Below are 17070 nucleotides of genomic sequence, written 5' to 3'. Positions count from 1 at the left end.
CAGCGCCAGATCGAAGCTATCAGGTCTCCACATCGATCTTGGCGGCACGTGTCTAGACCTTGCTGACGTCGATGATCGCCTGCACGAAGGCCTGCGGCGCCTCCTGCGGCAGGTTGTGGCCGATGCCGCCGGCGAGTTGGCGATGCTCGTAATGCCCGGAGAACTTCCTGGCATAGGCCGCGGGCTCCGGATGCGGCGCGCCGTTGGCATCGCCTTCCATCGTGATGGTCGGGATCGCGATCACGGGCGCCTGGGCCAGCGTCGTCTCGAAGGCGTCGTACTTGGCCTCGCCCTCGGCGATGCCGAGCCGCCAGCGGTAATTGTGGATCACGATCTCGACGTGGTCGGGGTTCTCGAACGCGGCGGCGCTGCGGTCATAGGTGGCGTCGTCGAACTTCCACTGCGGCGAAGCGAGCTGCCAGATCAGTCTGTTGAAGTCGTGCCGGTTCCTGGCATAGCCCTCGCGGCCGCGCTCGGTCGCGAAATAGAACTGGTACCACCATTGCAGCTCGGCCTTCGGCGGCAGCGGCAGCTTGCCGGCCGCCTGGCTGCCGATCAGGTAGCCGCTGACCGACACCATCGCCTTGCAGCGCTCGGGCCAGAGCACTGCCATGATGTTGGCGGTGCGCGCACCCCAATCATAACCGCCGAGCACCGCCTTCTCGATCTTCAACGCGTCCATCAGCGCGATGATGTCGGCGGCGACCGCGACCGGCTGGCCGCTGCGCTTGGTATCGCTGGAGAGGAAGCGCGTGCTGCCGTAGCCGCGCAGATGCGGCACGATCACGCGATAGCCGGCCTCCGCCAGCGCCGGCGCGACGTCGGCATAGCTGTGGATGTCGTAGGGCCAGCCGTGCAGCAGAATGACAGCAGGACCTGACGCCGGACCCATCTCGACATAACCGGTATCGAGCACGCCGGCCTTGATCTGCTTCACCGGACCGATCGTGGTATGGCCGCCGGCCTTGACCGCGGGCGCCGCCGCCTTGGACTGCTCCTTGGATTGCGCGCTCGCCGATCCGATCAAGCCAAACCGGGACGCGGCGAGGATCCCGCCGGCGATGCCGAGGAAGCGGCGGCGTTGCTGGTTGGTGGGTTGGGACATGGCGATCTCCTTAACTCTGGTGTCGAAATCACTATCGCAGAGACCGCCTCCGCCCGCTTTCAGAGGACATGGATTTGTTCTTCAGACCGTCTTGATTTTGGCTTCCGTCGGCCTGTGCTAGCTTCCGCTCCGGATTCAGCCGCCGCCTGCCGGACTCTTCGAATTGACTTACCATTTCAACGACTTGACCCTCGATTCCGAGCGCCGGGAGCTGCGCCGCGGCGCTGCCCTGGTGGCCGTCGAGCCGCAGGTCTTCGACCTCCTGGAATTCCTGATCCGCGCGCGCAATCGCGTCGTCAGCCGCGACGAGGTGCTGGCCGCGGTCTGGCACGGCCGGATCGTCTCGGAGGCGACGCTGAGCAGCCGGGTCAACGCGGCGCGGACCGCGATCGGCGACAATGGCGAGGCGCAGCGGCTGATCCGCACCCTGCCCCGCAAGGGCCTCCGCTTCGTCGGCGATGTCCGGGAGGACAGCGCGTCCGCCCGTCCGGTTGCCGACAACGCCGCGCCGCCGCGACCGAGCGAGGGCCCGTCAATCGCGGTGCTGCCCTTCACCAACATGAGCGGCGATCCGGAGCAGGATTATTTCGCCGACGGGATCGCCGAGGACATCACCACCGCGCTCGCCCGTTGCAGCCGCCTCACCGTGATCGCGCGCAACTCCGCCTTCACCTACAAGGGCAAGGCGGTCGATATCCGCCAGGTCGGCCGCGAGCTCGGCGTCGGCTATGTGCTCGAGGGCAGCGTCCGCCGCGGCGGTGATCGCCTGCGCATCACCGGCCAGCTGATCGACGCCACCTCCGGCGCGCATCTGTGGGCCGATCGCTTCGACGGTGCGGCGAACGACGTGTTCGACCTGCAGGATCGCATCACCGAGACCGTGGTCGGCGCGATCGAGCCGACGATGCTGGTCGCAGAGGCCGAGCGGGTGCGGGCCGCGCCACCCGACAAGCTCGACGCCTACGATCTGCTGCTGCGCGCCTACAGTCTGAGGTACGAGTTCACGCCCGAGAGCATGGAAGCCGCGCTCGATTGCCTCGACCAGGCGCTGGCGCTCGATCCGACCTACGCGCCCGCGCTGGCGGCGTCGGCCTATTGCCATGCGATGCGCCATGTCCAGGGCTGGCTGAAGCCTGACGACTCCTACCGGGAGCGCGCGGTCGCGCAGGCCTGGCGCGCGGTGGAGCTTGCGCCCGGCGATCCGCAGGTGCTGTGGATGGCGGCGTTCGCGATCTGGAACATGGCCGACGAGATCGAGCCCGCGCGCGAACTGTTCGAGCGCTCGCTTGCGATCAATCCGAACTCGGCGATGGCGCTGGTGCTCGGCGGCTGGATCGAGGCGATGCGCGGCAACCAGAACGTTGGCCGCGCGATGATCGAGCGCGCGCAACGGCTCAACCCGCGCGACCCCCGCGGCTGGTTCGCGTCCGCGGCGCTCGCGATCTGCGCGGTGCTCGACCAGAATTTCACCGAGGCGGTGACGTGGGCCGACAAGGCGCTGGCGCAGAACCGTCGCTTCGCAGTCGCCCTCCGCGTCCTGATCGTGGCTCTGGTCAAGACCGGCGACTCCGCGCGCGCGACCCAGACCGCGCGCGAGCTGCTTAAGGTCGATCCGGAGTTTTCGATCTCCAGCTTCCTGTCGCGGATTCCGTTTCCGGTGCAATCGATGTCCGCGACCTATCGTGAAACGCTGAAGGCGGCCGGCGTCCCGGACTGACACCGCTCGGGAGGACGCGACGATCATTCGCGATGCGCCCGAAAACCAACGCGCTATGCTGACTTTGAGTTTTGTCGAGTTGACCCGTAGGCAACATCGCCTCGCGAGCCCTACCAATTCGGTAGTAATGGCCGGGTTGCCCGTCCGCTGATAGGATCGACCTGTCCAAGCAAAGGGGCGCCTGATGGTTCGGCTTCTTCTTTCGGTCGCGTTGTTCATAACGTTGTCTGGCATGGCATTTGGGCAGACAGCTCCAGCGCCGGAGATCGCCCCAAGTGGAAAGTTACGCGTCGGCATGATTGACATCACCGTGCTCGGTGGCGTGGCTGAGCCGGTCTCGCGGTTCATTGGGCAGAAGCTCGGCGTGGCGGTCGAACCCGTGATGTATCCTAGTCCGGATGCATACCAGCAAAGCTTCGGCAAAGGTGAATGGGACGTCGCAATCGGACCCCGAGTTCTTGCTCCTGCCGATAAGTCCACCTCTACCGCCGACCTGTGGGTCATTAGTCTCATCTATGTCGCGGCGCCAGGAAAGGAATTCCCCGACATCCCCTCGGTCGATAAGGCCGGTGTCAAGATCGGCACCATTCGCGGAGCTCCCTCGGAGCGCGTGCTCACCCGGGAGATCAAGGCGGCCGAGATCGTCCGTATCCCACTCAGCCCGACCATCGCGGCTGACGCGGCCGAGTTGCTGCGCTCGGGCAAGGCGGACGTATTTGGGGCGGACTCCGGGGTCGGATACCCTGCAGCCAATGCGTTGCCCGGTGCCAAAATCGTACCCGGCGCATTTGCGATGGTTCGTGTGGCGGCCGCGCTTCCGAAAGATCGCTCGGCAGAGGTGCAGGCTGCACTTGCGGCGCTCGTCGATGAAGCAAAACGGACGGGTGTAGTGCAGAGGGCGATCGACGCGACAGGCCTCAAGGGCGTGAACGTTGCTAAGAATTGACTGTATGACCCGCGACCACGTGCCGATCATGGCGGCTGCTCAGTTCGCTCAGCACTGCCATGCTAACAGGAGCAAGACTGATGAAAATCTTGCGCGCAATTTTTGCCGCATGCTCGATCGTGGCCTTTGGCGCTTTCGCTATGACGTCCGACGCGAGAGGTCAGATGCAGTCGCTCAAGCAGCGGCTGGTCGGTACATGGACCCTGATCGCCTGGGAGCAGAAGAAGCCTGACGGTACGATCGTCAGGCGCTACGGGACCGACCCGAAGGGCATTGCGTTCTTTGATACGGATGGGCGATACATCATAACGGTGATGAAATCAGACCGCCCCAAGTATACGAGCAACGCCTTGTGGCAAGGTACGCCCGAAGAGAACAAGGAAACGGCCGACGGAACGATAACCTATTTCGGAACGTATTCGACCAACGAGGCAGATAGTAGCATCGCAATTCACGTCGAGGGAAGTTCCTTTCCAAACTGGAATGGCACCGATCAGAAGCGCCTCGTTAGAATTGTGGAGGATCAACTGTCGCTGACTGTCCGTCCTCCCGGTAGGGACGTTGTCGACGTGATTTGGAAGCGAGCAAAGTGAATGGCTCGGGCGATTCCGCTGCTGTCCGTTGCGTTATCCATGGCGCAATTCCTGGTGTGATCCTCAATCTTGCGAGCCAACCTGCTGTGATCTGCCTGGGGGCGCCATACCGATCGACATTCGCGGGTGATTAAAACCACAGAGCAGGAAGTACACCGTATGCCTTCGCGCCGTAGTTTTCTGACCGGCACCGTCGCGACCGGCGTCGCGCTGTCAATGCAGCACGCCGTGACAACGGTCGCGCAGCAAAAACGGGTGATCGTTGATTCGCAGGTTCACCTGTGGCCGGCGAGCACCCCGCAAAGACCCTGGCTCCCCGGTGCCAAACCGCAGCTTCCGGAGCCCTTCACCATCGAGCGAATAATTCCGCTGATGGACGAAGCCGGCGTCGATCGCGTCGTGATCGTTCCGCCGGCGTCGCTCGAAGGCGAGCGCATCGACTATGCCCAGGAGGCGGTCAAACGGTACCCCGGCCGCTTCGCCATCATGGCGCGTGTCGCCCTCGACAAGCCCGACCGCGCGGCACGGCTTGCGAGCTGGCGCGACCAGCCCGGCGTGCTCGGCGTGAGGCTGAACTTCGGCCCCGGCGAAGCGGCATGGCTGACCGACGGGACCGCGGACTGGTTCTGGCCGGCGGCGGAGAAGGCCCGCCTGCCTGTGATGTTTCTCACATCGGGCCAGACATCGCTGTTCGCCGGTATCGCCGAGCGACACCCGCAACTTACGCTCATCATCGACCACATGGGCGTCGGCGCGGGTCTGCGCCCTCATGCCGATTCATCGGGATTCGCAAGCAACAACGTGGTGCCGGAAGCCATCGTCCAGGCGGCCGCGCTCGCAAATTATCCGAATGTGTCGGTGAAATTGTCGTCGGTCCCGCTGATTTCGACTGAACCCTATCCATTCCGTGACGTGATCCCGCATATCCACCGCCTGTTCGACGCGTACGGGCCGGAGCGATGCCACTGGGGGACCGATCTAACCAATTCATTCGCGAGAGCCACCTACCGGCAGCGCGTAACGCAATTCACGGAGGAGCTTCCGTTCCTCAGCGAGAGCGACAAGGACTGGATCATGGGTCGCGCAATCCTGGCGCGGCTGCGCTGGACGTGAACCAGATCGTTGCCAGTCCGCCTTCGCCCCTCGGCATCTCGGGAGATGTTCGCTTTTCCGCAGGTGTTGGGCTCATGCAGGTCGACAGGGCGCAGCCGATAAGCCAATCCCAATTCCTCGAGCAGCCAAACAACGCGAAAGCCGCGACCTTCGCCATAGACGGTGAGCATGGTTGAGCGTTCCTGGAGATGTATCTGGGCGTGTACTTATGACAGCGCACCCATAGTCTGGTTGATGCGAGTTGAGCGAAAGCAAGGTAGTTGGCGGCAAGCCAATCGTCGGGCGCCGCCACTCGATGACATTGTTTGATCCTGTGGAGCATCGATCATCGGGACAGCGGTATCGTGCGCGGCGGCAAGTGCATCTATGATGCGACCTCAGAAGGCGGCTCGTCGCCGCAGATGCGCTGGTGATCAGCCCTTCACGAGGGGACACCCGCCATCTTGCAACGGTCGGAAGGCTTCTGCTGCCGGGATGGTGGCGCGCACTTTGTAGAAGTCGCCGAAGTATTTCGATTCGGCCGGCGTTTTTACCTCGAAGAGATACATATCGTGGATTTTGCGTCCGTCCGCTCGAATGAGTCCTTTGCCGTAAAGACGGTCGTCGGTCGGAATCTCCTTCATCTTGGCGGCGACGGCGCGGCCATCGGCGTCAGATTTTAGCGCTTCGACTGTCTTGAGATAGTGGGTCACGGCCGAATAGACACCGGCCTGGGCCGAAGTGGGGACCTTGCCCGGGCGCTCGACCTGCCAGCGTTTCGTCCAGATACGGTTGTTGTCGTTCATGTCCCAATACCAGGCCTCGGTTAAAACGACGCCCTGCGTTATCGGCAGACCAAGGGCTGCGATATCGCTCACCCACAACAGCAGACCTGCGATATTCTGCCCTCCTCTGACAACTCCAAACTCGGCAGCCTGCTTGATCGCATTTGTAGCGTCTCCGCCGGCGTTAGCGAGACCGATCACCTTAGCCTTGGAGGCTTGTGCTTGGAGCAGAAACGACGAAAAGTCACTGGTGTTGATCGGCACCCGGACCTTGCCCAGCACTTTTCCGCCATTGGCTTCAACGACCGCTCCTGCGTCACGTTCAAGAGCATACCCAAACGCATAGTCGGCGGTGACGAAGAACCAGGTATCGCCACCCGTCTGTACCGTCGCCTTGCCGGTACTATTGGCGAGCGCCCAGGTATCGTAGACCCAATGAATGGTATTGGTGTTGCACTTCGGACCGGTGAGGTCCGACGTTGCCGCGCCCGTCACCAGGAACAGCTTGTTCTTTTGGCGGGCGATCTCGCTCACTGCCAGTGAAACGCCGGAATTCATGCCGTCAACGATCACATCGACTTTTTCGACGTCGAACCACCTGTTGGCAATGTTTGCGCCAACGTCAGGCTTGTTTTGCATGTCGGCGCTGACGATTTCGATTTTCATGCCCTTGGCAGTCGCACCAAAATCTTCGACCGCGAGCTTAGCGGCCACGACCGCGCCAGGACCGCCGATGTCCGAATAGATGCTCGACATATCGGTCAATACGCCGATCTTGACGACGTCATCGGTATATTGCGCGTCGGCCGAATTGTTCACGAGAGCGGCCGCGACCAAGATCACACTGAAAATCGTTTTCATGTGCTACCTCGCAACTACGCCGCCATGCACGCTATCAGATTTTTCCGATCCGAGCGAGCGCTACCAAACCGTGGCGTGATTTGCTGCGGTTGCACAAAGGCGGCGGTATGGAAGCGTCGCTATCGAGGGCGCATGATGCGCTCATAGCTCCGCGGATATTCGTCACCCTGCAGTGGAGGCCCTTCCCACTTCAGAGGTTCACGACCTCAGCCGCGGCGGCGAACATGGCACGTTTCCCGCTCCGCCCGCGACTGATGGACCATATGCAGAAGCTTGCGCAATTTCGGTATTTTAGAAAAATACCCGTGAGTTGCCCGACGTGTCAAGCCATTCGGCCGAAGCCGGGCTCCGCCGGCTCCTTTTGCATGGGGTTGTTCCTCGGTATTTTGGCTGCGCCCCCTGCGACGGCCCCTTTACTTCATGTTGCTCCGCCGGTCCCGCCCGGCTCCAGCGCCTCGCCGAGCTCGAGCGGATGCGCCATGGTCTCATGCAGCGCGTCCTTGTCGAGCTCGCCCTCGGACAGGCTGATCACGACGCAGGCGACGCCATTGCCGATCAGATTGGTCAGCGCGCGGCACTCGCTCATGAACTTGTCGATGCCGACCAGGATCGCGATCGACTGGATCGGAATGTCGGGCACGATCGACAGCGTCGCGGCGAGCGTGATGAAGCCGGCGCCGGTGACGCCGGAGGCGCCCTTCGAGGTGATCATGGCGATGCCGAGGATGCCGAGCTCCTGCCAGATCGTCAGATGGGTGTTGGTGGCCTGCGCCAGAAACAGCGTCGCCAGCGTCATGTAGATGTTGGTGCCGTCGAGGTTGAAGCTGTAGCCGGTCGGCACCACGAGGCCGACCACCGAGCGCGAGGCGCCGAGATGCTCCATCTTCTGGATCATCTGCGGCAGCACCGTCTCCGACGACGAGGTGCCGAGCACGATCAGGAGCTCGTCCTTGATATAGGCGATGAAGCGGATGATGGAGAAGCCGGCCAGCCGCGCGATCGCACCCAGCACGATCAGCACGAACAGGACGCTGGTGAGATAGAATGTGCCGATCAGCGCTGCCAGATTGACCAGCGAGCCGAGGCCGTAGGCGCCGACCGTGAACGCCATCGCCCCGAACGCGCCGAGCGGCGCGACGCGGACGATGAGCCGGATGATGCCGAAGAACATCTTGGCGGCCTTGTCGATCGCCTCGGCGATCGGCTCGCCGGCCTTGCCCATCAGCGCGATGGCGAAACCCGACAGGATCGAGATCAGCAGCACCTGCAGCAGATCACCACGCGCCACGGCGCCGAAATAGCTGTCCGGAATGATCGCCATCAGATGGGCGACGATGCCCTGCTCTTTTGCCTGCGTGACGTAGGTGGAGACCGACTTCGGATCGATGGTGGCGGGATCGATGTTGAAGCCGTGGCCCGGCTGCAGCAGCTCGCCGACCAAAAGCCCGACCGCGAGCGCCACCGTCGACACCACCTCGAAATAGATCAGGGTCTTCAACCCGACCCGGCCGACCCGCTTGAGGTCGCCCATCGAGGAGATGCCGTGCACCACGGTGCAGAAGATGACAGGCGCAATCATCATCTTGATCAGCGCGATGAAGCCGTCGCCGAGCGGCTTCAATTGCTTGCCGAGGCCGGGATAGACGTGGCCGATCAAGACGCCCGCGACAATCGCGATCAACACCTGGATATAGAGGATCTTGTACCAGGGCTGATGCTTGTGATGGGCTGCGGGCTTGATCGCGTCTGTCGTCATGAGGTGCCCCGGGCTGGAAGTGAACTCGAACTCGTGATGCCATCTTGGCGGAGCCGCACGCAAGCGACAATGGCCATTCGGGCCGCCGCGCACGCACACGAATCTGTCATAGACTGCGGCCGGCTCGCATCCGGAGGCTGAGGATGGAATTCACCGCATTGTTTCTCGCCATCACCGTCGCCATGCTGGTGGCCTGGCGTGGCCCGCGTCCGGTCGCGATCGGATTGTTCGCGGTGATCCTGGTTGCGTGCATCGCAACCTTGCTGCATCACGCCACCGACCGCCTCACGCTGTCGTTCTGAGGCCGGCCATGACCGACACCCGGGCCGTGAGCCTGAATGCGCTGGCGCTCTATGGTCTCGCGCTGCTGCTGGCCGCGGCCTTTGCGGCGCAACTCGTGCTGCACGAGCTGCCCTGCCCGCTGTGCCTGTTGCAACGCACTCTGTTCGCGCTTCTGGCGATCGGACCGATCCTGAACATCCGCTTCGGACCGCGGCCGAGCCATTATGCCTTGTCGCTGCTGACGGCGGTGGTCGGCGCATCGGTCTCGACCCGGCAGGTGCTGCTGCACATCCTGCCCGGCGACGCCGGCTACGGGTCGGCATTGCTCGGCTATCATTACTATACGTGGGCGCTGATCGGCTTCATCGCAGCGATCGTCCTGCTCGCGGCGATGCTGCTGTTCGACCGCCAGTTCGATCACCGCACAGCACAAGGCACCGCGCCCGGCAAGTTCGCGCAAGGCGCCGTGTGGCTGGTGGTCGGGCTGACGGCGCTGAATGTGCTTTCCACCCTGCTCGAATGCGGCCTCAGTGCCTGCGCCGACAATCCGATCGTCTACGAGCTGCTGAAGCGCACTTAGGTGCGCTTCGGAATATTCAAGCCGCGCTCCACCGCCGGCCGCTTTAGACCACGCTCCAGCCAGGCCGCAACGTGGGTGAAGCGGTCGAACTCGACGAGTTCGCGCGCACCGTAGAAGCCGATCAGATTGCGCACCCAGCCGAGCATCGAGATGTCGGCGATGCTGTATTCATCGTCCATGAACCATTGCCGCCCCGCGAGATGCGCCTGCATCACGCCGAGCAGGCGCGCGGACTCGGCGACGTAGCGCTGCAACGGCCGCTTGTCCTCATAATCCTTGCCGGCGAATTTGTGGAAGAAGCCGACCTGGCCGAACATCGGCCCGATGCCGCCCATCTGGAAATGCACCCACTGGATCGCCTGGTAGCGGCGCGCGGCATCCTCAGGCAGCAGCTTGCCGGTCTTGTCGGCGAGATATTGCAGGATCGCGCCGGATTCGAACAGCGGCAGCGGCTTGCCGCCGGGACCGTTGGGATCGAGGATCGCCGGGATCTTGCCGTTCGGATTCAGCGACAGGAACTCCGGCGTCTTCTGGTCGTCCTTGTTGAAGTCGACGAGATGCACCTCGTAGGGTAGCCCGATCTCCTCCAGCATGATCGAGACCTTCACGCCGTTCGGCGTCGGCAGCGAATAGAGCTGCAAGCGGTCGGGATGCTGCGCGGGCCAGCGCTTGGTGATCGGAAAGGCAGACAGATCGGGCATGGATGAACTCGTCGGAGGGCGGGCGATGGGGGCCGAACCAATCTAGGTGATCCGCCGCACCGATTGAAGCCCGCGCCCTCCGCAATTATTCAGCGTTCCGGCGCGATCCACATCGCCCGTCCGAGAGCTCGCTCCGACGGAACACCCGATCACGTCTTCGCGCGTTTCGTCTTTGCGCGCTTGGCAGGACGAGCCGCCACACGCCGCTTCTTGGTCTTCGACACCTTCTTGGTCTTGGCTTTTGCTGATTTGGCCTTTGCCGATTTGGATTTCGCCGACCTAGCGGTCGACGTCCGGGTCTTCGCGACCTTCTTCCGCGCGGCGGCGGCCGCCCTCCGCCGGCCGGCTGCCGGATTGTGCTTCGTCGCGCCACCCTGGCGGTGCGGCGCGCGGGCATGCGGGCCGATCGCCGGCGCGACGCCACCGACCGCGGCCTGAAGGCCTGGGCGGACACGCGTGCTGCTCTGGTCGACCGGCGTCGGCAACGCCTCAGCGGCCGGCGTCGCCGACAGCCAGAACGACAGCTCGGCGGATTTGACCTGGTTGTCGGCCGAGAAGTAGCTGTTCTGCCAGCTGTCGTCGGTTGCGAGGAAATGCCAGGCCGTGTTGGGGCTGGTTTGCAGCCAGTAGCGCCAGGCGTAGTGATCGTAGACGTCGAGGCAATGTGCCGCATAGGCTTCCGCGATCGCACGGTGGCCGCGGATGATCGCCATGTTCTCGTCGTTGTTGTAGGAGGCCTTGTAACCGAGATTGTGGCTGCCGGTGATGACGACGCAATCATCGGCGAACGGGTCGATCACGACGATCTTGTCGTGGATCACGGCGTGGCCTGCTTGGTTCAGCTCGGCCTCCCACTGGCCGAACGCGTCCGACTTGGTAACGCCGCGGGTATGGATCACGCGGTAATCCTCGGGCAATGGCGGGTCGCCCTTCTGCCGCTTCGCCGGCTTGGTCCCCGCGCCGCCGCCAGTGATGCCGACGGCGAAATCTCCCGACGCCTGGGGCGCGGTGACCGCGCCACGCACGAACAGCGACGGCTTCGCCTTCAACGCGTCGACGATCTTGTCGATGATGCTCGGCGAGCCCGGCTCGAACACCAGAAACACGATCGCCTGCTTGGCGCCGGCGATCGCGTCGAACACCATCTGCATGTCGGGCGGCGTCGGCTCGTTTGGTCCGGGTTTGCTGGCACGACGCTGCGGCGTGTTCGGCGAGAACCAGAGATCGACCGTGCCGCTGTTGTCTTCCAGCGTGATGGTCGGCAGCTTGGTGCCGTCGGTGCCGCGCAGCGCCGCCCCCTGCTGCGCCTTGCCGTTATTGCCTGATGGCACGGTGTCCTGCTTCAGCCGCTGCCAATAGTCGGCATAGGCCTGAGCCATCGCCGGCGAGCGTGCGATGATCGTGTTGTTGGTCTGCGCGCACAGCGCATTCGACGTGCAATTGGTCGATCCGAACAGCACGGCCTGCGGCGTGCCGTTGACCAGCACCTGGAACTTGTTGTGGCCGATGCTGTTGCTCGGCATGAACCGGTCGATGACGGTCAATCCGGCCGCCTTGATCTGCTGGCGCTCCTCGGCATAGGCGTCGTTGGTGAGATCGCCGGTCTTCTTGCTGCCGCTGGGCATGTTGGACAGGATCAGGCTGCCGCGGCTGTGCAGCGCCGCAAAATGCTGGATCAGCTCGGGATCCTGGAATTCGTAGAGTGCGAGCAGCAACTCCCCGTTTGAGGTCAACGCTTCGTCCGGCAACGTGGTGAGCGCCTTGATCATGTCTCCGGCAAGGTCGACGCGCAGCTGATCGCCGATCTTGACGATCCGCTCCTTCAGAACGTCGACCATCGCGCCCGCCGGCGATCCGTCGGTCAGCTTGTGGGCGGTGGCCTGCGTCGCGAGGATGCCGCGATTGAAATATGCCGACAACGTTCCGTAGTTCGGACTGAGCTGCACCTGATTCGAGATCAGCGGACCGAACGGCATCGGCGTCAGCTTGCCGGGGGCGCCCGTCATCGGCACGATCTTGTATTTGTAGGTGCCCCCGCGTTTGGCGAAGACATCCTTCCAGAAGAACTTCTGGACGGGATCGTCGGCGGTGGTCCGGCCTTCGCTCGCCTGCTCGCCCTTGAATGTGGCCAGCGCCGGCAGCACGGTTTCGGTTCCCGCCTTGACGTCGATCCGGTGCACGGCGAAGCCGAGGCAATCCTTGAGCTTGCCGCCGAAGGTCCAGGCGACCACGGCCATGTCGTTGTTGGAGAACGCAACGGCTTTCATAACGCCTCCTCAAATCCGGTTTGTGAGAATCAAGCACATCGAAGCCCGCAGCAGGTCTGCCGGGGCCGTATCAATGAATACCCAAATCAGATCGCGCGACGATGACGCTGCGCTTGCGATCCGCACAATCGCCAGTGCCGCGCTCCACGAGATAGTGGATGGATTTGCTACCGAAAGCTGTGAACTGATTCACAGATCGCGCGAATGTATTGGCGGTCAGCGCGGCCTTGCCGCTCGGCGGCCGATAGGACAGATTGGCTCGCGACAGCTCCAGCCGACACGGACGACGAATGCCTTCAGGCCTCTCCGACGACGAACTCGCGACGCACCCGACGGTGTTCGCGGCCGATGCGCTGGCCGGTCAGGTGGTCGTCGTGTCCGGCGGCGCCGGCGGCATCGGCCGCGCCATCGCCTGGCTTTTCGCCCGGCTCGGCGCCCACGTCGTTGTCACGGGGCGCAATGCCGACAAGCTCGATGCGCTGGTCGATCATCTCGGCCATCGCGGCCTGAAGGCGTCGGCGCATGTCGCCGACATCAGGGATGCCGACGCGGTCAACCCGATGTTCGATACGCTATGGGCCGAGCATGGCCGCATCGATCATCTCGTCAACAGTGCCGGCGGCCAGTTCCCGCAGGCCGCGATCGACGTCTCGATCAAGGGCTGGAACGCGGTCATCAACACCAACCTCAACGGCACCTGGTACATGATGCAGGCCGCGGCGCAACGCTGGCGCGACCGCACACATCCCGGCAGCATCGTCAATATCGTCGTGGTCACGACCCACGGCCTCTACGGCATTGCGCACTCGATCGCGGCGCGCTCCGGCGTGATCGGGCTGTCGCGCGCGCTGGCGGTCGAATGGGCGCCGCTGAACATCCGCATCAATTGCATCGCGCCCGGCGCGATCGAGACCGAGGGCTGGAACGTCTACAGCGAGGCGGCGCGCGCCACCTATCCGCGCTCCAACCCGATGATGCGTCCGGGCACGCCCTGGGACATCGCGGAAGCCGCGGTCTATCTCGCCGCGCCGTCCGGCAAGTTCATCACCGGTGAGATGCTGACCGTCGACGGCGGCGGCCAGCATTGGGGCGAGACCTGGACCACCGGCAAGCCCGACTATTTCAGGGGCGGCGAGTAAACGCCGGTCGCCGCCTGTTCGTCATTTGCCGTCGTCGAAGCTGACGATGACGGCGGCATTCGCGATCAGGATCGGGTCGTTGCCGAGATCGGACGGAATCTCGAGCCCGCCCGCGATCGCCTTTACGGTCTTGGTGCCGTAGGGCAATTCCCGCGCGACAGCATCGGTATCGACCGCTTCGGGATTCGGCACCGCAATCGTGACATCGACGAACATGTCGTTGGCGGTCTTGCCGAGCATGCGGAAGAAGCCGAGGCTGGAATGGCGGATCGCGTCCGAGACCGCCCGCTTGGCGGCCTTGGTGGCGTCGCGGCCGTGAACGTCGACGCCCATGCCCATTTCGGTGATACAGCGCACGCGTGTCATGAAACTTTCCTGTTGTCGTTGGCGTGAGAGACTGATCCCTCCTTCGGCCGCCGGGCCCGCGGCGTCAAGCCGGATCCTAGCGCCTACGCGCTTTTGACCGGCGGGCGCCAGCATCCACGCCGCGAGACCCGGTGAGGATCGCCGCGGCATGGGGCGCCTGCATCCGTGAGCCGAACTTTCGGTCTTTATGAGAGCTCGCGGCCCGCGCTACTCCTGCTTCTGCAACACCGTGATGTGCAGGCGGCGGCGGATCGCCATGCCCTGGCGGCGGTAGAGCGCGATCGCCGAGACATTGCTGGTGAAAACGTGCAGGAACGGAATCTCGCCGCGGGCCACGATCTGGCGGCCGACCGCCGACAGCAGCGCCTGCGCATAGCCGCGGCCGCGATGCTCCGGATGCACGCAGACCGCGGTCATCTCGGTATAGTTCCCGGGCTTCATCCGCTCCCCGGTCATCGCGACCAGCTCGCCGCCGACGCGGATCCCGAAAAAGTTGCCGAGCTCATGCGTCCGCGCGCTGAACGGACCGGGCTTTGTCAGCGTCGTCAACGCCATCATCTCGGAAACATCGGCCGCACCGAGCCTGATGATCTCGACGCCGGACAGAGAAAAGGCCGCCGGCGCGCCGATCATCTGTTCGCCGGTCTCGGCCAGCAGCACCTTGAACTGCGGCGGCACGCTGACCGGATCGGGCGTGAACAGCACCGCGATGTCAGGCCCCGACAGCAGCGCACCGAGCGCGGCGAAGCTCTCGGGCGACATGTCGACCATGTCGGCGAAGGGCGCAATCGCGAGCGGGAAGCGCCTTGCAGCGGCGGAGCCTTCCGCGAGATCGCGCTGCCGCGTGGTCAGCGCGCTCCAGATCGGGCGATCAAGCGGATGGGTTGGCGGGACTTCGGACATGCGGCGCTTCGCTCCTGATTTTTCCAGAGAAGAGCAAGAAGCGCCGATGAAATCCAGCATGGCGTGATGCCGTTGCGGCTCACAATCACGCCAGCAGGAAAACCTCCGCTACGCCACCTTGAGGCAGAGCTCGGTGCCGCCCTTCAGCGGCAGCGTGATTGACACGAAGCCATTTCTGGGATCGCGCACGAACTCCAGGAAATCCGCCTCGGCATTGTCGTTCATGACATAGCCCCCGACGCGAAGCTGCGGGGCGACGATCTCGATCACCTGGCGCGCCAGCGTCGGGCCCTTCTCGCCCGGCCAGCCGTCGATCAGGATGAAGTCGACAGGGCCGCCGAGATCGCGCAGCGTCTTGCGTGCATCGCCCTCGCGGACCTCGGCGTAAGCGGCCAGGCCGGCGTCGGCAAGGTTGCGCTTCGCGGCAGCCACCTTGGCCGGCACGATCTCCGAGCCGATCACGGTGCCGCCGCCATTGTCGCGCATTGCGGCCGCGAAATAGAGCGTCGACATTCCGACCGACGTCGCGAACTCGGCGACGCGCTTGGCACGCAGGCCGCGGCACAGCAGGTAGATCAGCTCGCCCTGCTCCGGGTGGATCGAGAATCCCTGCTCGGCATAATCGTGCGGATCGCGGCTGCCGCTCTGCATCGGGTTGTCTCGCACCGGGGCCCGGCGCGTGGCCTGCAGGCGCTCGATGACGGCGGTGACGCGGGCGTCGGCAATCGCGCTGTGCGGTTCAGCATTGTACATGAAGGGCCTCCTTTGCGATTGCGTCATTACTGCAGGATTTCGGCAGCCGCGCGGTCGAGAATTTTCGCGATCCGTCGCGCCTCGGCGGCATCGCAGCCGCGCTTCTGGCGCAGCGCGCTCTTCAGCGCATGACGGGCGCGGTGAATATCGTCGGACGCTTCGCCATCGAGATCGCTGACGCCGGCGAAGGCTTCGCGCACCTCCTCCATGCGGCGGCCGATCCGCGACAGCGCCTCGAGAATGGTGTCGGCAGTGGCGCGGTTCTCGGCGAGATGCGCCTTGCCCTGCTCGGTGATGCTGTAGAGCTTGCGCGCCGCGTCCTGGGTGACGCTGGCATGGCCGATCTCCTCGAGGAAGGTCAGCGCCGGATAGATCACGCCCGGGCTTGGGCTATAGAAGCCGTCCGACCGCTCCTCGATCGTCTTGATCAGCTCATAGCCGTGCGCCGGCTGCTCGCCGAGCAGCGCGAGGATCACGAGTTGCAGGTCCTGCGACGAGAGCCGCCGCGATCCCGGAAAGTCGCCGCCGCCTCCCCGCCCGAAGAAGCCATGGCCGCCGCGGCCAAAGCGATGACCGCCCCGGCCGTGCCGGCCCATGGCGAAGAGCCCGAACCGGAAGCCGTCGCCGTCCCGATCATGAAACCTTGATTTTCTCATTGGTCTTTTCCTTACTGAACACATATCTTACGATATATCTACAGATGGGCGAGCCACAACCCACGTTTCCGTGAAGGTCTCGGGGCTGAAGCCGCAACCAGGCAGCCAAGGTCGCCACCGCCACCCCGGGCTTGCCGACGTTCGCGCCGCCGGCTTATGGCTTTGATATCCTTCCGGTCCCTCCGACTCATGCGCCCCAAAACCTTCGAAGCCCATTGCCTGCGCCTGCCCGCCGCCACCAAGGTGGTGCAATGGGAGGGCACGTCGGTGTTCAAGGTCGGTGGCAAGATGTTCGCGCTCGCCGGCGGCACCATCGAGAGCACCGGCGGCTTCATGTTCAAGACCTCGACCATGGCCTACCAGCTGCTGATCGAGCAAGGTCTGGCGCGGCCGGCGCCGTATCTGGCGCGCGCCACTTGGGTACAGCTGGTGCGGAACGACGCCCTGCCCGATCCCGAGCTGAAGGCCTATCTCAATCAGGCGCATGCGCTGATCGCGGCGAAGCTGACGCGGAAATTGCGCAAGACACTCGGCTTCGACCAGAGCTTTTTCGGTTCTGATTGAATCA

The 17070-nt window shown here is 63.9% G+C and carries 17 protein-coding genes and 1 pseudogene; 8 read left to right on the top strand and 10 right to left on the bottom strand.

Going from position 1 to position 17070, the window contains the following annotated elements; translation table 11 throughout:
* Nucleotides 1-52 precede the first annotated feature (52 nt).
* Nucleotides 53-1105, bottom strand: coding sequence for an alpha/beta fold hydrolase (locus ACVMB0_RS24020; RefSeq protein ID WP_456755236.1), 1053 nt, complete (start codon nucleotides 1103-1105; stop codon nucleotides 53-55).
* A gap of 163 nt (nucleotides 1106-1268) precedes the next feature.
* Between ACVMB0_RS24020 and ACVMB0_RS24015 the strand changes: the two genes are divergently transcribed.
* From ACVMB0_RS24015 to ACVMB0_RS24000, 4 genes are all read left to right on the top strand, one after another.
* On the top strand, nucleotides 1269-2822 hold the full coding sequence (locus tag ACVMB0_RS24015) for a winged helix-turn-helix domain-containing tetratricopeptide repeat protein (RefSeq protein ID WP_456755237.1): 1554 nt from the start codon (nucleotides 1269-1271) through the stop codon (nucleotides 2820-2822).
* A 184-nt stretch (nucleotides 2823-3006) separates the two neighbouring features.
* Nucleotides 3007-3768: a type 2 periplasmic-binding domain-containing protein gene (locus tag ACVMB0_RS24010; RefSeq protein WP_456755238.1), complete on the top strand. Its 762-nt coding sequence runs from the start codon at nucleotides 3007-3009 to the stop codon at nucleotides 3766-3768.
* An 80-nt stretch (nucleotides 3769-3848) separates the two neighbouring features.
* Complete coding sequence (locus tag ACVMB0_RS24005; RefSeq protein WP_456755239.1) at nucleotides 3849-4361, top strand: lipocalin-like domain-containing protein; 513 nt, start codon at nucleotides 3849-3851, stop codon at nucleotides 4359-4361.
* Nucleotides 4362-4577: 216 nt separating this feature from the next.
* Nucleotides 4578-5474, top strand: coding sequence for an amidohydrolase family protein (locus tag ACVMB0_RS24000; RefSeq protein WP_461347891.1), 897 nt, complete (start codon nucleotides 4578-4580; stop codon nucleotides 5472-5474).
* Nucleotides 5475-5551: 77 nt separating this feature from the next.
* On the opposite strand, the pseudogene ACVMB0_RS23995 reads toward ACVMB0_RS24000, so the two are convergent.
* From ACVMB0_RS23995 to ACVMB0_RS23985, 3 genes and pseudogenes are all read right to left on the bottom strand, one after another.
* Nucleotides 5552-5644 (bottom strand): annotated as a pseudogene (locus ACVMB0_RS23995) (thioredoxin domain-containing protein); the annotation flags it as partial.
* Nucleotides 5645-5887: 243 nt separating this feature from the next.
* Nucleotides 5888-7099, bottom strand: a complete 1212-nt coding sequence (locus ACVMB0_RS23990; protein ID WP_461347890.1) for an ABC transporter substrate-binding protein — start codon at nucleotides 7097-7099, stop codon at nucleotides 5888-5890.
* A 418-nt stretch (nucleotides 7100-7517) separates the two neighbouring features.
* Complete coding sequence (locus ACVMB0_RS23985) at nucleotides 7518-8855, bottom strand: dicarboxylate/amino acid:cation symporter (protein ID WP_456755246.1); 1338 nt, start codon at nucleotides 8853-8855, stop codon at nucleotides 7518-7520.
* 143 nt (nucleotides 8856-8998) lie between these two features.
* Here ACVMB0_RS23985 and ACVMB0_RS23980 point away from each other — a divergent pair, with 143 nt between their 5' ends.
* Both ACVMB0_RS23980 and ACVMB0_RS23975 read left to right on the top strand, forming a co-directional pair.
* Nucleotides 8999-9157: a DUF5993 family protein gene (locus tag ACVMB0_RS23980; protein ID WP_461347889.1), complete on the top strand. Its 159-nt coding sequence runs from the start codon at nucleotides 8999-9001 to the stop codon at nucleotides 9155-9157.
* 8 nt (nucleotides 9158-9165) lie between these two features.
* The gene (locus ACVMB0_RS23975; protein ID WP_461347888.1) at nucleotides 9166-9717 is read left to right on the top strand and encodes a disulfide bond formation protein B; all 552 of its coding nucleotides are present in this window, start codon (nucleotides 9166-9168) and stop codon (nucleotides 9715-9717) included.
* On the opposite strand, the gene ACVMB0_RS23970 is transcribed toward ACVMB0_RS23975, so the two are convergent.
* Both ACVMB0_RS23970 and ACVMB0_RS23965 read right to left on the bottom strand, forming a co-directional pair.
* Complete coding sequence (locus tag ACVMB0_RS23970) at nucleotides 9714-10418, bottom strand: glutathione S-transferase family protein (protein WP_456755249.1); 705 nt, start codon at nucleotides 10416-10418, stop codon at nucleotides 9714-9716. The two genes, ACVMB0_RS23975 and ACVMB0_RS23970, sit on opposite strands and share 4 nt — an antisense overlap.
* 149 nt (nucleotides 10419-10567) lie before the next feature.
* The gene (locus ACVMB0_RS23965; protein ID WP_461347887.1) at nucleotides 10568-12685 is read right to left on the bottom strand and encodes a phospholipase D-like domain-containing protein; all 2118 of its coding nucleotides are present in this window, start codon (nucleotides 12683-12685) and stop codon (nucleotides 10568-10570) included.
* A 290-nt stretch (nucleotides 12686-12975) separates the two neighbouring features.
* Between ACVMB0_RS23965 and ACVMB0_RS23960 the strand changes: the two genes are divergently transcribed.
* Entirely contained in the window at nucleotides 12976-13824 is an 849-nt protein-coding gene (locus tag ACVMB0_RS23960; RefSeq protein ID WP_461347886.1) for an SDR family oxidoreductase, read from the top strand.
* Nucleotides 13825-13845: 21 nt separating this feature from the next.
* On the opposite strand, the gene ACVMB0_RS23955 is transcribed toward ACVMB0_RS23960, so the two are convergent.
* The 4 genes from ACVMB0_RS23955 to ACVMB0_RS23940 form a co-directional block, all read right to left on the bottom strand.
* Nucleotides 13846-14190 (bottom strand): Lin0512 family protein, encoded by a 345-nt coding sequence (locus tag ACVMB0_RS23955; protein ID WP_229170061.1) that lies wholly within the window; start codon nucleotides 14188-14190, stop codon nucleotides 13846-13848.
* Nucleotides 14191-14397: 207 nt separating this feature from the next.
* Nucleotides 14398-15093, bottom strand: coding sequence for a GNAT family N-acetyltransferase (locus tag ACVMB0_RS23950; protein ID WP_456755254.1), 696 nt, complete (start codon nucleotides 15091-15093; stop codon nucleotides 14398-14400).
* Between the two features lie 108 nt (nucleotides 15094-15201).
* On the bottom strand, nucleotides 15202-15846 hold the full coding sequence (locus tag ACVMB0_RS23945; RefSeq protein ID WP_461347885.1) for an O-methyltransferase: 645 nt from the start codon (nucleotides 15844-15846) through the stop codon (nucleotides 15202-15204).
* 26 nt (nucleotides 15847-15872) lie between these two features.
* Nucleotides 15873-16502 (bottom strand): PadR family transcriptional regulator, encoded by a 630-nt coding sequence (locus tag ACVMB0_RS23940; RefSeq protein ID WP_461347884.1) that lies wholly within the window; start codon nucleotides 16500-16502, stop codon nucleotides 15873-15875.
* 189 nt (nucleotides 16503-16691) lie between these two features.
* Between ACVMB0_RS23940 and ACVMB0_RS23935 the strand changes: the two genes are divergently transcribed.
* Entirely contained in the window at nucleotides 16692-17066 is a 375-nt protein-coding gene (locus ACVMB0_RS23935) for an MmcQ/YjbR family DNA-binding protein (RefSeq protein WP_461347883.1), read from the top strand.
* Nucleotides 17067-17070: the final 4 nt, after the last annotated feature.

This window comes from Bradyrhizobium sp. USDA 4451, assembly GCF_054822585.1.
Note: the sequence above shows the minus strand (reverse complement) of the source record. Positions and strands in the feature narration are given on the sequence as shown.